Source organism: Corallococcus sicarius, assembly GCF_003611735.1.
GTDB lineage: Bacteria > Myxococcota > Myxococcia > Myxococcales > Myxococcaceae > Corallococcus > Corallococcus sicarius.
In genome coordinates this window covers 1-17,821 of sequence record NZ_RAWG01000197.1, presented here as the reverse complement: position 1 = coordinate 17,821, position 17,821 = coordinate 1, and the positions used below count along the sequence as shown (strand labels likewise).

Here is a 17,821-nt window from a genome sequence, read left to right as displayed (position 1 = left end):
CGCCAGGACCTCCGCGCCGACCCCGCCCCCGGAGCTGCCCATGCCTTCCTATCCCGCTGTCGAAACCTTCATCGAGAAGGCCACCGTCGACGACGTCCAGGCGCTCTTCGCGCCCGTGAAGGAAGGCCTGGCCGGCCTCAAGGGCCCCCGCGCGGAAACCGGCAAGAAGGCCCAGGCTGCGATCGCACGGGCCGAGGAGCTGTTGGCCATGCTCGTGGACGTCCGGGAGAAGCTCGTCGCGGAATCGAAGCAGCCCAAGGGCCGGAAATAACGGCCGTTTCGGGGGCCGGGACGATTTCTTGTCCCTGGCAGGCAACCGGCGGTCGGTTCGCCCGATAATCCATTGAAAGAGCCGAGGGATGATCCCAGGCTCACCATTAATTCGCTGGCAGCAGCGCGGAGGCTGAAATGAGCAAGATCGACAGCGGCATGATGGGTCCGAACCTGCGCATGAACACCCAGATGACCACGGCTCGGCAGACGCCGAACACGAGCTTCGGGGCGCGCGTGCAGACGGGCCTGAACAACGCCGCCGGCGTCGTGGGCGCTGGCGTCGGCGCCGTGGCCGGCTTCGTGCCGGGCGCGGGCATCGTCTCCGCCGCGGTCTCCTCGGCGCAGACCTTCTCCGGCGCCGCGGGCTCCGGCATGGCGGGCGGCCCGTACGCGGGCGTCGTGAACACCGGCTCCGGCGCGGTGCCCACTACGTCCATGCCCGGCACGGGCACGGGCACGGGCATCCCCGGCTCGGGCGGCTCCTCCACCCTCGGCACCAGCGTGGGCGGCAGCGTCGGCGACCAAGTCAACGGCAACTACAGCCTGAAGTCCATGATGGACGACAACCAGAAGATGCTGGCCATGCAGTCGGCCATGCAGCACGAGTCGCAGCTCTTCACGGCTGTTTCCAACGTGATGAAGTCGCGGCACGATACGACCAAGAACTCGATCGGCAACATCCGCTAGTCTTCGACTTCAGCGGAAACTGACCGGTGCAAGGAAGGCGGCCCTCGACGGCCGCCTTCCGTGCTTCCGGCCACAGGAAAGGAAGCGCGACGTCCATGTCGGAAACCGCCTCGGAGATCGCCAACAGCCTCGTGCCCCTGGCGCGCCAGCCTGCCATGGTCCTGCTGGAGTCCGGCTACCTGTGGCTGGACATGGGCCATTTCGACAAGGCCCGTGAAGTGTTCGTCGGCGCCGCGGCGCTGATGCCCAAGAGCGAGGTGCCGCAGATTGGCATCGGCGCCGTGGAGTTCGCCCAGGGCCACCATGACAAGGCCCTGCAGGCCTACCGGGTCGCCCAGCGCCTGGCGCCCCTGTCGTCGCTGCCTCGGGCACACGCGGGCGAGGCCCTGTTGTTCATGGGCAAGGTGCCGGAGGCCCTCAAGGAACTGAAGGCCGCCATGGACCTGGAGCCGGACGGCGATGGCGCCAAGCTGGCCCAGGCCCTCATCCAGGCGAAGGAGGCGGGGGCCCTGCCACCGCCTAAGAAGTAGCAGTTAGCGCGAAGGAGGTACGTCGATGGCTGTCGGTGGAGTCGGACGTGGGGGTGGGAAGGGCCGCGCGGGCGGCGTCAAGGGCGCGTCCGGTGCGGCGGGTGCTTCAGGCGCGTCCTTCGGCGGCAAGGTCGACAAGGCGGAATCGCTCGTCGGGCCTTCAGGTCTGGTAGGCTCCAGCAACGTCCAGGGCCCCCAGGCCGCGGATCCGATCGCGGCACAAGCGCTCGCCATCGCCCGTCGGTTGAAGAACGGGGGCTTCAAGAGCAAGGAGGAGGCGACGAAGGCGCTCGTCTCCGAGGTGCTCCAGGAGAAGCTGCACATGAAGTCCGACGCCCTGACGGGCCGAATCGCCGGTGCCTTGCAAGACGATCCTCGGTTGAACCAGGTTCTCGAGCGGCTGTGGTCCAAGGCCGAGTGAGCGCGCCGCTTGCCTCTGGGTGAAGACAGGAAGGTCATCCTGGAGAAGTACGGCCCGTACGTGCGGTCGCTCGCGGCCACCGTGCGCAAGCAGTTCAACGCCCAGCTGGAGCTGGACGAACTGCTGGCCTATGGGCAGATCGGTCTCCTCGAGGCCGCTGAGCGCTTTGACCCCAAGGTTGGCGCCAACTTCCTCACCTTTGCCCACTACCGCATCAAGGGCGCCATCTTCGATGGCCTGAGGAAGATGGGCGTCTTGAGGGGCGCGGATGCCCGCAGCGCCTATCAGGGCGAGCGCGCCACGGCCTATCTCGGAAATCTTGCGGACCGCGAGCAGGGATCAAGCAACCGCGGGTCGTCATTTGACGATGATATCGGAGACATCTCGGATGCCGTGGCGGGACTTGCCGCGGTGTTCGCAGCGGGGGCGGAAGGGGCGGAGGCGGCGGGGTATGTCGACGAATCCCTCCCGGCGGATCAGCGCCTGGAGATGGAGCAACTGAAGAACCGGGTGCGCTCGGCCATCGAGAAGCTTCCGGAAAAAGAGCGCAAGCTCCTGCAGGGCTATTACTTCCAGGGCCGTACGCTGGAAGAGGCAGGGGCCGAAATCGGGCAGTCGAAGAGCTGGGCGTCGCGGCTTCATGCGCGCGCCATTGACCGGCTCAAGGAACTCTTGAACGAGGAGGAGGAACTCCCTCCCCCCTCGACGGATGCAAGGAGGGTGTCACATGGCGGCTCCGATGAGCGGCATCTCCGCGGGACAGGTAGCGCAGCAAAAGCTGCAGGATCAGGGCGCCCAGCAGCAGACGAACAAGACGGGCGCGTCGAAGTTCGACGGAGTTCTCGCTGACAAGGCGCAGGGCGCCAACGCGGCGGACGCGGCCCAGGGCGTCAACAAGGCGCAGGCGGCCCAGAAGGTGGACACCGTCCGCCAGGTGGAGACCGTCAACAAGACGGAGAAGGCCGGCCTGAACAAGGTCAGCAACGCCGCCCAGCAGCCGGCGACGGCCAAGGGCGCGGAGCCCGTGGACGCGAAGGCCGAGGCCGCCAAGACGGGCAAGTCGGGCGGCATGGTGTCCGACCTCGTCTCCGGCCTGGAGAAGGGGCAGATCAGCATGGACAAGCTCATCAAGGAGGCCAGCTCCGGGAAGAACATGTCCAACGCGGAGATGCTCGGCCTCCAGGCGTCCATGTACAAGTACTCGCAGGAGCTGGACCTCACGTCGAAGGTCGTCGAGAAGGCCACCAGCGGCCTGAAGGACGTCGTCAAGACCCAGGTCTGAAGTCCCACCCGCCGGGCCATGGCGGCATGCGAAGGGCGGTCCCTCCCGGGTTGGGAGGGGGCGCCCTTCCGCGTTTTGCAAGGGCCCTGTTAAGCTACCTCCCGCCCATGACTCGCCGAACGCCCGCCTTCGCCGCCCCGCTCCTCGCCCTGCTGCTCCTCACCGGCTGCTCCATCGAGCTGCAGCACGAGCTGACGGAGGCGGACGCCAATGAAATCTACGTGCTGCTCAGCAAGAACGGCATCAACGCCAAGAAGGAGAAGGCGGAGGGCGGCAACGAAGTGCGCTTCACCATCGTCGTCCCCAAGGGTGACGCCGCGCAGGCCGCGGAGCTCCTGAAGCGCAACTCGCTGCCGCGCCCGGTGGAGAAGGGCCTGTCCCACTTCGCCAAGGGCAGCATGGTGCCCACCGCCACGGAGGAGCGCGCCATGCTCCTCAAGGCGATGGCCGGCGAGGTGTCCAACGCGCTCAACCAGATTGACGGCGTGCTGGAGGCGCGCGCCATCGTGATGGTGCCGGAGAACAACGACCTGTCGCAGCCGGAGAACAAGCCGATGCCGTCTGCGTCGGTGTTCATCAAGTACCGCGCGCTCGAGGGCGGCAAGCTCCCCATCACCTCCGAATCCGTGAAGCAGTTCGTCGCCAGCTCCGTCGCGGAGCTCAAGCCGGAGGCCGTCACCGTGCTGATGACGGAGGCGCTCGCGCCCACGGCGGAGATGAGTGAGACCAACCGCCTCCAGGACGTGCTCGGTGTGCGCATGACGGCCGCCAGCGCGGTGACGTTCAAGATCATCCTCGGCGGCGCGTTCGCGCTCATCCTCGCGATGATGGGCCTGACCGCGTGGACGTTCATGCGCGGCTCGGGTGGTGGTGGTGCCGCCGCGGCGGCGCGTCCTGCCCGCGCGCGCGGTGGCCGCACGGAGTGACGTCGCCCCCCGCGGCCCTCCTGGGGCGGGCCGCGGGACGTGTCCTCCAGGCCGGGGACGCGCCTCCTATCTTCAGCGGGCCACTTCTGGGGGCCCGCGAGGTGACCGTTGGATTCATTCTTCACCTCGCTCAGCAAGCGCCAGACCATGATGCTCCTCACCGCGGTCACCTTCGGTGGCCAGGAGAGCCTGGCCGCGCTGGAGCACCTGCCCGACGAGGAGGCCGCGCTGCTGCGGCACCGCGCGCAGGAGATCCTCCAGATTCCGCGAGACAAGCGCCTGCCCGCCGTGGTGCAGGAGCTGAAGCGCCTGATGAAGGACCGGCGCGGGCAGCTGTGGACCGCGGATCCGGAGCGGCTGGCGGCGCTGCTCCAGCGCGAGCGTGGCGCGCTGATGGAAGTCACCCTGCGCGCGCTGCCCGGCTCCATGGCGGACGCGGTGCGCGGTCACCTGCCGGCCTCGCGCGTGAAGCTCACCCGCGAGGTGCGCCCGCAGGTCCTGGACATCATCCGGTGGAAGCTGGAGGAGGCGCTGGCGCGCGAGGTCGCCGGCCAGTCCGCGGGCTTCAAGTTCGCGGACGTGCTGATGCTCCAGACGCGCGAGCTGCTCACGGTGAGTGATCGCTTGGGCGCGCGCGTGCTCGGACCGGCCCTGGCGGGCCTCCCCGAAGGGGAACTGACGGGCCTCATGGAGTCCCTGCCGCCGGACCTGCTCCAGCTCGCGAGCAAGTCGGTGGCGGCCAATGCGCCGCGCAAGCTGCCCGAGGAGGACGCGCGCGCGCAGATCACCCTCCACGACGGGTTCAGCCGCCTGGCGGGCGCCATCCGCAGCGCGGGCGTGCAGCGGCTGGCGCGCGCGTGCGTGGCGCAGTCCCCGGAGTTCGCCGCGCGCATGCTGGAGAAGCACCGCGGGGAGTTCGGTCACCTGCTGGCGAAGTGGGTTCGCGAGGAGCGCTCGCGGCCGACGGCGCGCGGGGATGGTGGACGCACGGACATCGTGATGGACCTGGAGCGGCTGGCCCTGCGCGGCCTCATCGAGCGTCCCGTGCGGTTGACGGCGCCGCCGCCGCGCCCGTCCGCCGTGCTGCCGCCTCCGCCGGGTGCGCGCAAGGCCGCGCCGCCGCCCCCCGCGGCCCGTGCCGCTCCTGCCTCGAAGGAGGGCGGGCGCGTCACCGCGCCGGATCCGTCGCGGCAACCCGCCCTGCGCGCTCCCAAGTCGCTCCGGGGCGGAGGGGACGACGAGGCCGGAGGAGATGCCGCCGCCAAGCGCGACTTCATGGCGGAGCGTGCGGCCCGCCGCGCGGGCGCCGCGTCCAGCCGTGATGCAGGCCCCGCAGCCCCGTCCGCGCCGCCGCCCGGGCGCTCGCGTCCGCCCCCGGGAGAGGAGCGGGGGGGCCGTGCCCCGCGCCCGTCCATGGTCTCGCCGGAAGGGGACGCGAACGGGTCGCAGATGCGCCGGATGCCCGTGGAGCGCGAACGGGGCCCTGCGCCACGTGCCTCCATGGTCTCGCCGGAAGGGGACGCGAACGGGTCGCAGATGCGCCGGATGCCCGTGGAGCGCGAACGGGGCCCTGCGCCGCGTGCGTCCATGGTCGCCCCGGAAGGGGACGCGAACGGCTCGCAGATGCGCCGGATGCCCGTGGACCGGGGCTCGGCGGTGGGGCCCGCACCCCGTTCCTCGACCGGTGGCGTCCCCAGCCGCCGCGAGCCGGAGGGCACCCGGCCCACGCGCCCTGGCCGGGTGGATCCGGAAGGGGCCCGCATCGGGCCTCCGCCCTCGAGGCTGGGGATGCGGGGGGAGTCACGCCCCGGGGAGCCGGAGGAGCCGCAAGGCCGCTCCGTCCGGGCCGAGCGCCCCTCGCGGCCTCCCGCCGACGCGGAGCCCCGGAGTTCCCGGCGTCCGGACCCCTCCGCCGAGGCCTCCGACGGGGCCCGGGTGCTGCGCTCGCGCACCGGAGGCCGTCCTCCCGCGACGCGCCCCGAACCCGAGGGCGAGCCCGAGCGTCCGCCGCGGGTGCTCGCGGGGCGTGCTGGCCCGCCCTCCGGCCAGGCATCCCCCAGGTCCTCGGAGGGAACGCAGGTGGGCCGCAGGCGGCCCGCCCCCGCCGACCGACAGGGCCCCGAAGGACCGGGCGGCCCCGGAGGGCGTGGACCGCGCGGCGGAACGCGCTAGCATCCGGTCCGCAAGGAGCAGCCCATGGCGATCGGCAAGGTAATCAAGGGGGACGGGTTGGCGGAGTCGTCGGTGGTCGTCGCCTCGGAGCGACCGGCGCTGCGGCCGCCTCGCGCGGGCGTGATGAACGCCGAGGTCTTCGAGGCCCGCCAGGGCGCCCAGGGCATCATCGAGGAGGCCCACCGCGAGAAGGAGCGCATCCTCGCCGAGGCCCAGCGTGAGAAGGAGGAGCACTTCGCCAAGGCCCGGGACCTGGGACGCCAGGAGGGGCTCGCGCAGGCGACGGAGCTCGTCCTCCGCGCGAAGATCCAGGCCGGGGAGCTGCTCAACTCCCACGAGCGGGACATCATCGGCCTGGCGCTGAAGATGGCGGAGAAGATCATCGGCCGCGACCTGGAGCGCGACCCGGAGCTGATGGTGGACCTGTGCGCGGCGGCCATCGACAACCTGCGCAACGCGCGCGCCATGGTGCTGCGCGTGCACCCGAAGACGGCCGCGGTGCTGCGCGCCAAGCGTCCGGTGCTGATGGAGCTCATCGGCCGCACGGTGGACCTGGCCATCAAGGAGGACCCGGAGGTCGCCCCGGTGGGCTGCATCGTGCAGACGGAGGCCGGCACGGTGGACGCGCAGCTGCCCACCCAACTGGAGATGCTCCAGAACATCCTGTTGCCCGACCCCGCCCGCAAGAGCGGTCCGGCCTGAGCCTCTAGGAACCCGCCATGGCCATCGACCTCTCGCGCTACTACGACCTCATCAAGGAGGCGTCCCTCGTCCGGGTGCGCGGTCGCGTCACCGAACTCACGGGCCTCGTCATCAAGGCGAGCGTGCCCAACGTCCGCATCGGCGAGGTGGTGCTCATCAAGAGCCGCCTGCGCGGCGCGATGAAGTCGGAGGTCGTGGGCTTCGTGGGCGACGAGGTGATGCTCATGCCCCTGGGCGAGCTGTACGGCATCGGTCCGGACAGCGAGTGCATCCCCACCGGGCGCCCCCTCACCATCAAGTGCGGCGACGCGCTCCTGGGCCGCGTGCTCAACGGCATTGGCGAGCCCATGGACGGGCGCCCCCTGGAGGGCGACGGCCTCATCGACTGGTCCGTGGACCGCGACTGCCCGGATCCGTTCACCCGCCAGCGCATTGAACGGCCGCTGCCCCTGGGCGTCCGCTGCATCGACGGGCTGCTCACCGTGGGCGAGGGCCAGCGCGTGGGCCTCTTCGCAGGCTCCGGCGTCGGCAAGTCCACGCTGATGGGCCAGATTGCCCGCAACACCCAGGCGGACCTGAGCGTCGTGGCGCTCATCGGCGAGCGTGGTCGTGAGGTGCGCGAGTTCATCGAGGACGCCATGGGCGAGGAGGGCATGAAGCGCGCCGTCCTGGTGTGCGCCACGTCCGACCAGCCCAGCCTCGTGCGTCTGCGCGCCGCCTACGTCGCCACGGCCATCGCGGAGTACTTCCGCGAGCGCGGCGGCAACGTGCTGTTCATGCTCGACACCGTGACACGTCTGGCGCGCGCCCAGCGCGACATCGGCCTCGCCATTGGCGAACCCCCCGCGCGTCAGGGCTACCCGCCCAGCGTCTTCTCCATGCTGCCGCGCATCCTGGAGCGCACGGGCAACTCGGAGAAGGGCAAGTGCACCGCCATCTACACCTGCCTCGTGGCCGGCGGTGACATGGAGGAGCCCATCGCCGACGAAGTCCGAGGTATTCTCGACGGCCACTTCATCCTCAACCGCGCCCTGGGTGAGCGAAACCAGTGGCCCGCCATGGACGTGCTCGCGAGCCTGAGCCGTGTGATGAGCGGCATCGTCTCCAAGGAGCACAAGAAGGCCGCCGGCAAGCTGCGCGAGACGCTCTCCACCTACGAGAAGCAGCGCGACCTCATCCTCCTGGGTGCCTACCAGGCAGGCGCCGACGCGCGGACCGACTACGCCATCGAGAAGTACGACGCCATCATCGACTTCCTCAAGCAGGACACCCACTCCAACTCCCCCTACGAGGAGACCGTGGAGCAGCTCATCGCCCTCTTCGAGGACTGACCGGGCCCGTCCCCGGAGGTGGGGGCACGGGCGGGGGTTTTCCGGTTAGGATGTCCCCACCATGCCCCCGTACCGGTTGCAGGTGTTGCTGGACATGCGTGAGAAGGCGAAGGAGGAGGCCGAACAGGCCTTCTCCGCCGCCATCAAGGCGCTGGAGAAGGAAAAGCAGGAGCAGCTCCGGCTGGAGGCGGAGCTGGAGCGCCGTCGCAAGGAGCGCAAGGCGAAGGTGGCCGAGTACTTCCAGCAGATGATGGCCAAGGGCGCCGGCATCAGCGGCATGAACATGATGGGCCGCTTCGAGGAGCGCCTGAAGGACGAAGAGGCCCAGGTCGCCCTCCAGATTGAACACCAGAAGGAGGTCGTCAAGGCGGCTGCCCGCCTGGTGGAGCAGCGCCGCATGCTGATGGCCGAGGCCGCCAAGGAGCTCAAGGCCATTGAAAAGAACAAGGAAAACTTCGTGAAGCAGGTGCGCCAGGAGCGCCAGCAGCGCGAGGAGCTGAACCAGGAGGAGATTGGCAACGCCTTGTTCCTGGCCCGCCAGCGCAAGTAACCTCCCGCCGCCCCGCACCCCGCAGTCAGGAGAGGACGCCATGAGCCGAGTTGACGATGATCGCGATGCCGCGCGCATGGCGGAGCGGATGATCCAGGAGCGCAAGCTCGCGGAGGCCAAGACCAAGAAGCGGGTGGAGGGCGAGTCCCTCTTCTCCAAGCTGGTCCAGCAGGGGCAGGCGGAGAAGGCGCAGCCGAAGACGGCGGACCCCAAGACGCCGCAGGGACTCGCGAAGCAGGTGCTCGCGCGCGCCACCCAGGGTCAGGCCAAGACCTTCGACGAGAAGCTCTTCCAGAAGGAAGCGGGCTCGGCCCGGCCCGGTGAGTCCTCCCAGGGCGCGCAGCAGACCCAGCGCAACGCGGAGACGCAGACGCTGGCGCAGCGTTCGGAGACCCGCAAGTCGGAGGCCACCGAGGACAAGCGCTCCACCGACGTGCGCGACGGCGACCTGACGAAGTCCGACGGCCAGTCGAGCCGCCTGAGCTCGGAGAAGGGTGAGCTCAAGACGGACGTCAACGCGGGCGGCGGCAAGGGCGGCAGCGGCGGCAACAAGGACAAGGACGACAAGGGCGGCCAGATGGCCGGCGCGGGCTTCCGGTTCAACCCCGCGCTGATGGCGCCGGTGCCGGTGGCCAAGCCCAAGGACATGGCCGGCTCGGAGCGCCTGCGCCAGATGGCCAGCGAGATTGCCCAGAAGATCGTGGAGCGCGTTCGCGTGGGCACCAACGCCGCGGGCAACGCGGAGTTCCAGATCGACCTGCGCGGGGACGTGCTCAACGGCCTCTCCATCAAGGTCAGCGCGAAGAACGGAAAGATTTCGGCGGTCTTCAGTGGCAGCGACCGCGACACGCTGAAGCTCCTGGAGGAGAACAGCGAGGGCCTGCGCAGCGCCCTGGGAGGTCGGGGGCTGTCGCTTGAGCAGCTGAGGTTCGAGGCGAAGACATGAGCCTGGAGCCGGACGACGAACCCGGAATCTACGAGCGAACCATGTTGGTCGACACCCGGAAGCTGGGGCCCCCCGCGAAGCCCGCCTCGGCACCGGCGGCGCCTGTCGCCCCATGGAAGCCCTTTGTCTTCACGCACCTGGAGAAGGTGTCCCGCGCGCAGGGCCTGCTGTCGGAGCGCATCCGCTGGCTGACGCCGAACCCGGGCACGCTGGAGACCGTCTGCGCGCGCCTCAAGGCGCTCTTCGACGTGGACGTGCGCCTGACGGTGGAGTCCGCCCAGGCGCGCCCCATGACGGAGCTGCGCCGCTTCCTGGGCGACCCCTCCTTCCTGGCGGTGCTCGCGCCCGGCTCGCTCAAGGGCCGGGTGGTGCTGGAGATAGAGCTGTCGCTGGCGCACTCGGCGGTGGACCTGCTCCTGGGCGGCGCCGGTGAGACGGTGGGCCTGCGGCCGCTGACGGACATCGAGGAGGGCGTGATGGGCTACGTCGTCCTGGAGGCCCTGAAGGAGCTGGTGCCCGGGCTGCAGGCGGGCGTTCCCCGGCCGCGGCTGGACAGCGTGGCGCGCGGCGTGGATGAAGTCTCCGCGCGCCTGGGAGAGGACGGCCCCATGCTGGCGGTGCACCTGAACGCGCTGCTGGGCACGCACCGCGGCATCGTGCGGCTGGTGGTGCCGTCGGCGGTGCTGGAGGCGGCCGAACCCGAGGTCGCGAGCGCCCAGCGGAGCGAGCGGCGGCGCGCGGACATGAAGGCGAACGGGCGCCGGCTGTCCACGCTGCGCGACTGGCTGCGCGCGGAGATTGGCGTCGCGGAGCTGTCCGCGCAGGACCTGGCGTCGCTGCGCATCAAGGACGTGCTGCTGCTGGACGCCCTGTCGGCGCGGCCGGACAAGGGCGAACCCGGCACGGCGCAGCTGCGGCTGGGGATGGGCCGCACCGGCCACCTCGCGGCGGACGTGTACCTGGAGAACGGCCGCTACCGTGCGCGCATCACGGACGTCGTTCCCGGGGAGGTGGGCCACTCGCAGGCGGAGTCCGCGGGCGGTTCGGAGGAGAACGAGGAATTCACCAACCCGGAGCTGGACGTTCCTCCGGAACTGGAAGGGGCGGCCTTGGACGACGCGAACAACCGGGATGGAAGCGACCTGCTCAGTGACCTGCCCCTGCAGGTGGCGGTGGAGCTGGCGCGCGTGCCCATCACGGCGGAGCAGGTGGTGGGGTTGCGCACAGGTCAGGTCCTCGAGCTGCGGCGCGGGCCGGGCGAACCCGTGGACCTGTCGGTCAACGGCAAGGTGGTGGCCCGGGGCGAGCTCGTCGAAATGGACGGCCAGCTCGGCGTGCGCATCATCCACCTGGGATGAGCCTTTCCGTCCCATGCGTCAGGGCAGGCGGGCAGGGGGCCCCGCCCGCGCCGGGGCCCGTGGCGGTCCCGACCCGGGTGCACTAGGCTCGCGCCCATCCATGGCAGTCCTCCGTCTCTCCTCCTCGCGCAGCTTGTTTGGCGCCGCGTTGCTCTTCGTGTCGCCCGCCGTCCTGGCGCAGGCGCCCGCGGCGCCGCAGGCGACCCCCGCCCCCGCGGCGCCTCCGGCGAAGGCCGAAGCCGTCGCGCCTCCCGCGCCCGTCCCCGACGCGCCGGCGGCCTCCGCCACGCCCGACGTCGCCCCGGCGCGCGCGCCGGAGCCGGAGGCGGCGCGGGCCTCACGCCACGCGGACGAACTGGACCGCGAGCTGGGCATCGGCACCGAAGAGGAGGCCGCGGAGCAGGAGAGCCTGGGTTGGGTGGTGGTGCGCACGGTGGCGCTCCTGGGCGCGGTGCTCGCGTCCATCTACCTGACGCTCAACGTGGGCCTGCGCAGGCTGATGGGGCTGCAGGGCGTGCCGGTGGGCAAGGCGTCCGTGGTGTCGGTGCTGGAGCGCATCCCGTTGGATCAACGGCGCACGCTCTTCGTCCTGAAGGCCGCGGACGAGTACCTGCTGGTGGGTGGCGGCGAGGGTGGTGTGCAACTTGTGTCGAAGCTGGACCGCGACGCCGTGGAGCGCATCCGCGCTGCGCGGCCTCCGGCGGCCTCGGTGTCCCTGAGTCCTTTCCTCCAGAAGCTCCTCTCCCGCCGGACCGGTGGCCCCACGCCGCCGCCGGGCGTCTGAAGGCCGTCCCGTGAACCGTTCGTCTCCCGCCCGCCCGCTCCTGTTCCGCGCTCCGCCCTGGCTCTTCGCGGCCATCGTGTCGCTGCACCCGTTCGTCGCCTCCGCGGCGAAGAAGGGGAGCGGTGACTCGGCCCCGGACTCCATGGTGAAGGAGGCCGTGAACTCCGACTCGTTCACCTCCCGCCCCCTCATCCTCATCCTCGCGCTCGCGGCCATGTCGCTGCTCCCGTTCGCGCTGATGATGGTGACGAGCTTCGTGAAGATCTCCGTGGTGCTCTCCATCGTCCGCTCGGCGCTGGGCACCCAGCAGATTCCCCCCACCCAGGTCATCACCGGCCTGGCCATCATCCTCACCGTCTACATCATGGCGCCCATCGGCCAGGAGATGTACCGGGCGGGCGGGGTGGACATCTGGTCGCGGGGAACGGCGGTGTTCTCCTCGGAGACGGTGGGCACGCTCCTGGGGGCCGCGGACAAGTCCAAGGAGCCCCTGCGGGAGTTCCTCAAGAAGAAGGTCACCAACAAGGACCGCACGCTCTTCTACAGCCTGGCGAAGAAGATGCGGAAGGAGGAGGACCGCAAGGACATCACGCCCAACGACTTCATGATCATCGTTCCGGCGTTCGTGGTGTCCGAGCTCAAGGAGGCCTTCCAGATTGGCTTCCTGCTCTTCGTGCCGTTCATCGTCATCGACATGGTGGTCGCCAACATCCTCCTGGCGCTCGGCATGCACATGCTGTCGCCCACCACCATCTCCATGCCCTTCAAGCTGCTGCTGTTCGTGCTCGTGGACGGCTGGTACCTCATCGCCAAGGGCCTGGTCATCGGCTACCTGTAAGGAGCGCCTCACTCCCATGAATCAGCTCACGTCCATCACCCAGGAGGCGCTGTTCCTGGTGCTCGTCGTCTCCGCGCCGCCGGTGCTCACGAGCCTCCTGGTGGGGTTCCTCATCTCGCTGTTCCAGGCCACCACGCAGATCCAGGAGCAGACGCTCACGTTCGCGCCCAAGGTCGTCCTCGTCTTCGGCGTGCTGGCCATGACCGGGCCGTGGATTGGCGGGCAGCTGCTGCGCTTCACCTTCCACGTCTTCGACCGCTTCCCGGCGCTCATCGGCAGATGAACATCGGTGAAGTCATGGCCGAGGTGGGCGCTCGGTTCAACCTGTCACTCACCATCTTCACCGTGGCGCTCATCATGTGCCGCGTGATGCCCCTGCTCATCTTCAGCCCGTTCCTGGGCGGCGAGGTGGTGCCGGCGGAGATGAAGCTGGGCCTGGGGCTGCTCATCGCCATCGTGCTGTTCCCGTCCGTGAGCGACCGGATGGAGAACATCCCCATCAGCGCGCTCCCCTACATCGCGCTCCTGTGCAAGGAGATCTTCATCGGGCTGTGCCTGTCGTACATCGTCAACACCGTGTTCGAAGCGGCCCGTGTGGCCGGCACGCTGGTGGACACGATGTCGGGCAGCAACAACGCCCAGCTCTTCGTGCCGCAATTGGGCACCCAGGTGTCGCTCTTCTCCAGCCTCAAGGTGCAGCTGGCCGTGGTGCTGTTCCTGTCGCTGGACGGGCACCACATCATCATCCAGGCGCTCGCGGACAGCCTGCAGATCGTCCCCCTGGAGGGCTTCCCTCACTTCAGCCGGGGCGTGTGGCCCTTCTTCGACCTGATGATCCGCGCCTTCGCGAACCTCCTGAAGGTGGGGCTCGCGCTGGCCGGTCCCGGCATGGTGGCCGCGTTCGTCACCGACCTGGCCCTGGGCGCCATCAACCGCGTCGCCCCGCAGATCCAGGTCTTCTTCATCTCCATGTCCCTCAAGCCGCTGGTGAGCGTGCTGATCATGTTCATGGCCATGCACGTGATCATCGGGCGCATGCAGCTGGAGCTGGCCAACATGCTGCGCATGGTCCAGCACGCCATCCGCCTGCTGGCCTAGGGCGCCCCGGGGTTCCTCCATGTCGGAAGAGAGTGGCGACAAAACAGAGGAGCCGTCGCAGAAGAAGCTCGACGACTCCCGCAAGAAGGGCCAGGTCTGGAAGAGCAAGGACCTGACGGCTGTGGCCGTGCTCGCCGCGGGCATGGGCATCGCCAGCGCTACGTGGGGCACGGTGGAGGAGGAGATCTCCGTGCTGTTCCGCTTCAGCTTCGATCAGATTGCCCATCCGGAGGACCTGGGGCTCGCGACGACCAAGCTGCTCTACATGGGGCTGAAGACGATGCTGCTGCTCACGGTGCCGGTGGCGGCCGGCGCGGCGGTGCTGGGCGGGCTGATGGACTTCCTCCAGGTGGGGTCGCTCTTCACCATGGACCCGCTGATGCCCAAGCTGGACAAGGTCAACCCGCTGGCGGGCTTGAAGAACCTGTTCACGAAGAAGGCCTTCGTGGAGCTGCTCAAGAACCTCATCAAGATCACCGTCGCCGCCTACGTCGTCTACGGCGTGGTGCGCGACTCGATGCCCCTCGTCATCGAAACCGTGCGGCAGGACACGCACGGCATCATGGTCATCCTCGGGGAGATCATCTACCGGGTGAGCGTCCGCATCCTGATGCTCTTCGTCATCTTCGGCATCTTCGACGTGTGGTGGCAGCGCAAGTCGTACATGAAGGACATGATGATGACGAAGGACGAGGTCAAGAAGGAGTACAAGCAGAGCGAAGGCGACCCGCACCACAAGGCCAAGCGCAAGGAGCTCCACCAGGAGATCATGGAGGGGGCCCAGATGGAGGCGGTGAAGGACGCGAGCGTCATCGTCACCAACCCGGACCACGTCGCGGTCGCGCTCATCTACGACCAGGGCAAGGACGGGGCGCCCCGGGTGCTGATCAAGGGCATGGACGCCAAGGCGGAGCGCATCAAGGCGCTGGCGCGCGAGTCGGACGTGCCGCTGTTGCGCAACGTGCCGCTCGCCCATGCGCTCCTGCGCGTGGACGTGGGCCAGGAGGTCCCCGAGGAGCTCTACGACGCGGTCGCCGAGGTCCTGAACTTCGTCTACGGGTTGAAGCAGAACGCGGCGCCTGCGGCGCGCGCCTGAAGGAGGGTGCCATGGCCAGTGATGAAGAGGCGGACATCGCCATCGCCATCAAGTACGACAAGCAGGCGGATGGCGCCCCGCGCGTCGTCGCCAAGGGCATGCGGCTCAAGGCGGAGAAGATCAAGGAGATCGCCAAGCAGTACGGCATCCCCGTGATGCGCAACGTGTCGCTGGCGCACGCCCTGTACCGCGTGGACGTGGGCCAGGAAGTCCCTGAGGAACTCTACGACGCGGTCGCCGAGGTGTTGAACTTCATCTACACCCTCCAGCGGGAGCAGGCGGCCGGCCGCTGAAGGGGGCTGGACGCGGCCCCCTCACCTGGGTTGAAGTCGGGCCACCATGGCCAGAATCAACAATCCTCCCCCCAGTACAGCCCTTTGGCCCTGGGGTGGTCCCCGCAGTGTCCGCGAGCGGCTGGTGGATCCCGCGCAGCTGGAGCGGGCGAAGAAGGCGCGCAAGGCGGGCAACCCGAAGAACCCGGCGCTCGCGTCCGCGGCGCTGCTGGACTTCATCGGCCCCGCACACTCGTCGGAGGAGCTGCGGCTGCCCCTGCCGCCGCACCCGGGCGGGCATGACGCGGACCTGGAGGGTTTCAGCGACCGGCCCCACCTGGCCAGTGTCGCCGGCCGCGGGGATGACGGGCAGCGCATGATGCTGGAGCGGGGACTTGCCCGCGTGAACGCGCCGCCGGAGCGCCTGGAGCGCCTCAAGGCCCTCCTGCAGCGCGAGTCCGCGATGCTGGGCCTGGTGGATCAGGTGAGCGCGGAGTCCCAGGAGATCATCCGCCGCATGTGGGAAGAGCAGAAGGACGAGGGCTACTGACCCATGGCGTCGCTGGACCCCGAGGACCCGCAGGACGAGGCGAAGCTCACCGCGCTCCTGCAGCGCTGGGCGGAAGGCAAGGCCACGCTCCGTGAGGTGCGCGGCTATTCGAATGACGAGCTGTACGCCATCGCCAAGACGGCCTACTTCTTCTTCTACCAGGGCCGCATCGCGGAGGCGCGCACGCTCTTCCAGGGCCTCTACGCGGTGAACCCCACGGACGTGTACTTCGCCAAGGCGTTGGGCGTGGTGGAGATGGCGGCCGGCAATGGCCAGGGGGCGCTCGCGGCCTTCGACGTCGCGGCGAAGCTCGCGCCGCAGGATCCGTCCGTCTACGTGGGCCGCGCGGAGGTGAAGCTGGCCATGGGCCAGAAGCCCCAGGCGCTGGAGGATCTGCGCCGCGCCGCGGCGATGTCGCCCGTGGATGATCCGGTGGTGCGCAAGGCCGGCGCCATGGTCACCGCGCTGACGCGCCGCTGAGCCACGGCCTCGAAACCCTGGGGGGGATTCCAGGGTTGGGAGAGCTTCAGGAGTTTCTAGCGCCCTGGCATCTTCTGCTAGGGTGTGTGTGTCAACCATCCCTCTTCACCCGAGGACAGTTCCATGGCGAACCCGAATCCTGATCCGCGAGTCCCCGCCGAGATGCCGCCAGCCGCGCCGGAAGAGCTGACGAAGAAGCGCGAGAGCATCATCACCGGGCTGGATGCCGCCGCGAAGACCGCGACGGGGACCCTCCAGCAGGTGCTGCGCAAGATGTCCGAGCTGCTCGCCAACACGAAGGACGGCGCCCACATGAACATGGCGCTGTACCAGGACGTGAAGGACGCCTTCAACCGGCACCTGGGTGAGGCGGGCAAGAACCCGGCGCTGGCCGCCATGCCGCCGGTCCTCATCGAGTCCGTGGAGTGGATGCAGAACTACCTCACCGCGCGCGGCTTTGATCCTGCGGCTGCTGCTCCTGCCGCGGCCGCCGCGCCCGCCGCCGCCGCCAAGCCCGCGGCCGCCGCCGGCGCTTCGGGTGGCCGGGACGCCTTCGAGAGCGACGGCGCGGCGAAGAAGCGCGCCGCCATCACGGGTGACGTGCCCCCGCCTCCCGCCGTCGCGAACGCCAAGCCGGACTCGCAGGAAGTGCAGAAGGACCTCGAGTCCTTCAAGGCGTGGATGAAGAACCCCGCCCTGGGCAAGCTCAAGGGCTAGCCCTCGCGGCGGAAATCAGGGGCGCTCTTCGTGAGGAGAACGCCCACCCCTGACGCAACTCCCGTTCTGCTTCGCGGATAATCCCCTCAAGATTCAACTTCCTTCCTACGGAGTTCCCCCATGGCTGGTGGAGTTGGTGGTGTTGGCGCGAACGGCGGTGCTCAGCAGTACAAGGCCGCCAACGATACGGACGCGGAGAAGACCCAGGCTGTCACGGATGTCGTCAACTCGGCCGTCGCCGGGATGAACGAGTCCAAGGGCAAGATCAGCTTCCTGGGCGAGGGCCGCATCGACAAGGTGAAGGGCAAGATCCAGGACGACATGAAGAAGTTCATGGCGGCCAACCCGAACGCCACGCCCGCGGAGATCAAGAAGGAGGCGGAGGCGTCCGCCGCGAAGAACGAGTCCGTCGCCACCTTCGACAAGATGCGCGACGACAACTTCTTCAAGAAGCTCATGTCCCGCCGCAAGGAGCTCATCGGCGACATGTGGGGCTGAGTCGTATCCACAGTTCGTGAGTGCCGCTGCCGCCCGGCCCACCCTTGAGGTGGCGGGCGGCAGTCGACTTTTGCGGGGCAGGCGCCCAGGCGGGCCGGATGCCGGCGCCAGAAGGGTCGCTACCTTGCTGTTTCTTCCGCTAGAACCTGACTGGGGGCGGATGGACCCGGGCAGGCCGGAACCCGGACGGAGTCAGAACCCAAGGAGGACGCGGATGCGCTGGACGAGAAATGCGGTGGCCTGGGGCCTGGTGGGATTGTTGGGCGCCGTGGGGGGATGCACCAAGGAGAACGGCGGCGGAGGGGGCGGT

Annotated in this window: 23 protein-coding genes; all 23 read left to right on the top strand. The window is 69.2% G+C overall.

The genetic code is table 11. The features are described 5' to 3' along the window. Positions 1 to 271 (top strand): hypothetical protein (locus D7X12_RS26525; RefSeq protein WP_120628071.1); only part of this gene is annotated, 271 nt, incomplete at its 5' end. A 137-nt stretch (positions 272 to 408) separates the two neighbouring features. Continuing rightward, positions 409 to 960, top strand: a complete 552-nt coding sequence (locus tag D7X12_RS26520) for a hypothetical protein (protein ID WP_120628069.1) — start codon at positions 409 to 411, stop codon at positions 958 to 960. A 95-nt stretch (positions 961 to 1,055) separates the two neighbouring features. After that, positions 1,056 to 1,490: a tetratricopeptide repeat protein gene (locus D7X12_RS26515; RefSeq protein WP_120628068.1), complete on the top strand. Its 435-nt coding sequence runs from the start codon at positions 1,056 to 1,058 to the stop codon at positions 1,488 to 1,490. Positions 1,491 to 1,515: 25 nt separating this feature from the next. Next, the gene (locus D7X12_RS26510; RefSeq protein WP_120628067.1) at positions 1,516 to 1,911 is read left to right on the top strand and encodes a hypothetical protein; all 396 of its coding nucleotides are present in this window, start codon (positions 1,516 to 1,518) and stop codon (positions 1,909 to 1,911) included. Positions 1,912 to 1,920: 9 nt separating this feature from the next. Continuing rightward, complete coding sequence (locus D7X12_RS26505) at positions 1,921 to 2,760, top strand: sigma-70 family RNA polymerase sigma factor (protein WP_120628066.1); 840 nt, start codon at positions 1,921 to 1,923, stop codon at positions 2,758 to 2,760. Next, positions 2,651 to 3,193 (top strand): EscF/YscF/HrpA family type III secretion system needle major subunit, encoded by a 543-nt coding sequence (locus D7X12_RS26500; RefSeq protein ID WP_244224788.1) that lies wholly within the window; start codon positions 2,651 to 2,653, stop codon positions 3,191 to 3,193. Before D7X12_RS26505 ends, D7X12_RS26500 begins: the two co-directional genes overlap by 110 nt. A 107-nt stretch (positions 3,194 to 3,300) precedes the next feature. Continuing rightward, positions 3,301 to 4,119 (top strand): type III secretion protein, encoded by an 819-nt coding sequence (locus D7X12_RS26495; protein ID WP_120628065.1) that lies wholly within the window; start codon positions 3,301 to 3,303, stop codon positions 4,117 to 4,119. Positions 4,120 to 4,227: 108 nt separating this feature from the next. After that, positions 4,228 to 6,291 carry a hypothetical protein gene (locus tag D7X12_RS26490; RefSeq protein WP_120628064.1) on the top strand — a complete coding sequence of 688 codons (2,064 nt, stop codon included), beginning with the start codon at positions 4,228 to 4,230 and terminating at the stop codon, positions 6,289 to 6,291. A 24-nt stretch (positions 6,292 to 6,315) separates the two neighbouring features. Then, positions 6,316 to 6,993 carry a FliH/SctL family protein gene (locus D7X12_RS26485; RefSeq protein ID WP_120628063.1) on the top strand — a complete coding sequence of 226 codons (678 nt, stop codon included), beginning with the start codon at positions 6,316 to 6,318 and terminating at the stop codon, positions 6,991 to 6,993. Positions 6,994 to 7,010: 17 nt separating this feature from the next. Beyond that, on the top strand, positions 7,011 to 8,324 hold the full coding sequence (sctN, locus tag D7X12_RS26480) for a type III secretion system ATPase SctN (protein WP_120628062.1): 1,314 nt from the start codon (positions 7,011 to 7,013) through the stop codon (positions 8,322 to 8,324). A 61-nt stretch (positions 8,325 to 8,385) separates the two neighbouring features. Then, the gene (locus tag D7X12_RS26475) at positions 8,386 to 8,874 is read left to right on the top strand and encodes a flagellar assembly protein FliH (protein WP_120628061.1); all 489 of its coding nucleotides are present in this window, start codon (positions 8,386 to 8,388) and stop codon (positions 8,872 to 8,874) included. Between the two features lie 40 nt (positions 8,875 to 8,914). Then, positions 8,915 to 9,820 (top strand): flagellar hook-length control protein FliK, encoded by a 906-nt coding sequence (locus D7X12_RS26470; protein WP_120614855.1) that lies wholly within the window; start codon positions 8,915 to 8,917, stop codon positions 9,818 to 9,820. Then, entirely contained in the window at positions 9,817 to 11,178 is a 1,362-nt protein-coding gene (gene sctQ, locus D7X12_RS26465) for a type III secretion system cytoplasmic ring protein SctQ (RefSeq protein ID WP_120628060.1), read from the top strand. Before D7X12_RS26470 ends, sctQ begins: the two co-directional genes overlap by 4 nt. A 100-nt stretch (positions 11,179 to 11,278) precedes the next feature. Then, positions 11,279 to 11,962 carry a flagellar biosynthetic protein FliO gene (locus D7X12_RS26460; protein WP_120628059.1) on the top strand — a complete coding sequence of 228 codons (684 nt, stop codon included), beginning with the start codon at positions 11,279 to 11,281 and terminating at the stop codon, positions 11,960 to 11,962. Between the two features lie 10 nt (positions 11,963 to 11,972). Then, a complete protein-coding gene (gene sctR, locus D7X12_RS26455; RefSeq protein ID WP_120628058.1) occupies positions 11,973 to 12,800 on the top strand; it encodes a type III secretion system export apparatus subunit SctR in 828 nt (275 codons plus the stop codon). Between the two features lie 16 nt (positions 12,801 to 12,816). Then, the gene (fliQ, locus tag D7X12_RS26450) at positions 12,817 to 13,083 is read left to right on the top strand and encodes a flagellar biosynthesis protein FliQ (RefSeq protein WP_120628057.1); all 267 of its coding nucleotides are present in this window, start codon (positions 12,817 to 12,819) and stop codon (positions 13,081 to 13,083) included. Then, complete coding sequence (locus D7X12_RS26445) at positions 13,080 to 13,898, top strand: flagellar biosynthetic protein FliR (RefSeq protein ID WP_120628056.1); 819 nt, start codon at positions 13,080 to 13,082, stop codon at positions 13,896 to 13,898. Before fliQ ends, D7X12_RS26445 begins: the two co-directional genes overlap by 4 nt. 19 nt (positions 13,899 to 13,917) lie before the next feature. Continuing rightward, positions 13,918 to 14,994: a type III secretion system export apparatus subunit SctU gene (sctU, locus tag D7X12_RS26440; RefSeq protein WP_120628055.1), complete on the top strand. Its 1,077-nt coding sequence runs from the start codon at positions 13,918 to 13,920 to the stop codon at positions 14,992 to 14,994. An 11-nt stretch (positions 14,995 to 15,005) separates the two neighbouring features. After that, positions 15,006 to 15,287: an EscU/YscU/HrcU family type III secretion system export apparatus switch protein gene (locus D7X12_RS26435; RefSeq protein ID WP_120628054.1), complete on the top strand. Its 282-nt coding sequence runs from the start codon at positions 15,006 to 15,008 to the stop codon at positions 15,285 to 15,287. 46 nt (positions 15,288 to 15,333) lie between these two features. Then, positions 15,334 to 15,816, top strand: coding sequence for a hypothetical protein (locus tag D7X12_RS26430; RefSeq protein ID WP_120614863.1), 483 nt, complete (start codon positions 15,334 to 15,336; stop codon positions 15,814 to 15,816). A 3-nt stretch (positions 15,817 to 15,819) separates the two neighbouring features. Continuing rightward, positions 15,820 to 16,296 carry a SycD/LcrH family type III secretion system chaperone gene (locus D7X12_RS26425; protein WP_120614864.1) on the top strand — a complete coding sequence of 159 codons (477 nt, stop codon included), beginning with the start codon at positions 15,820 to 15,822 and terminating at the stop codon, positions 16,294 to 16,296. Positions 16,297 to 16,419: 123 nt separating this feature from the next. Continuing rightward, positions 16,420 to 17,013 carry a hypothetical protein gene (locus tag D7X12_RS26420; RefSeq protein ID WP_120628053.1) on the top strand — a complete coding sequence of 198 codons (594 nt, stop codon included), beginning with the start codon at positions 16,420 to 16,422 and terminating at the stop codon, positions 17,011 to 17,013. Between the two features lie 120 nt (positions 17,014 to 17,133). Then, on the top strand, positions 17,134 to 17,511 hold the full coding sequence (locus tag D7X12_RS26415; protein ID WP_120628052.1) for a hypothetical protein: 378 nt from the start codon (positions 17,134 to 17,136) through the stop codon (positions 17,509 to 17,511). The last annotated feature ends 310 nt before the right edge of the window (positions 17,512 to 17,821 follow it).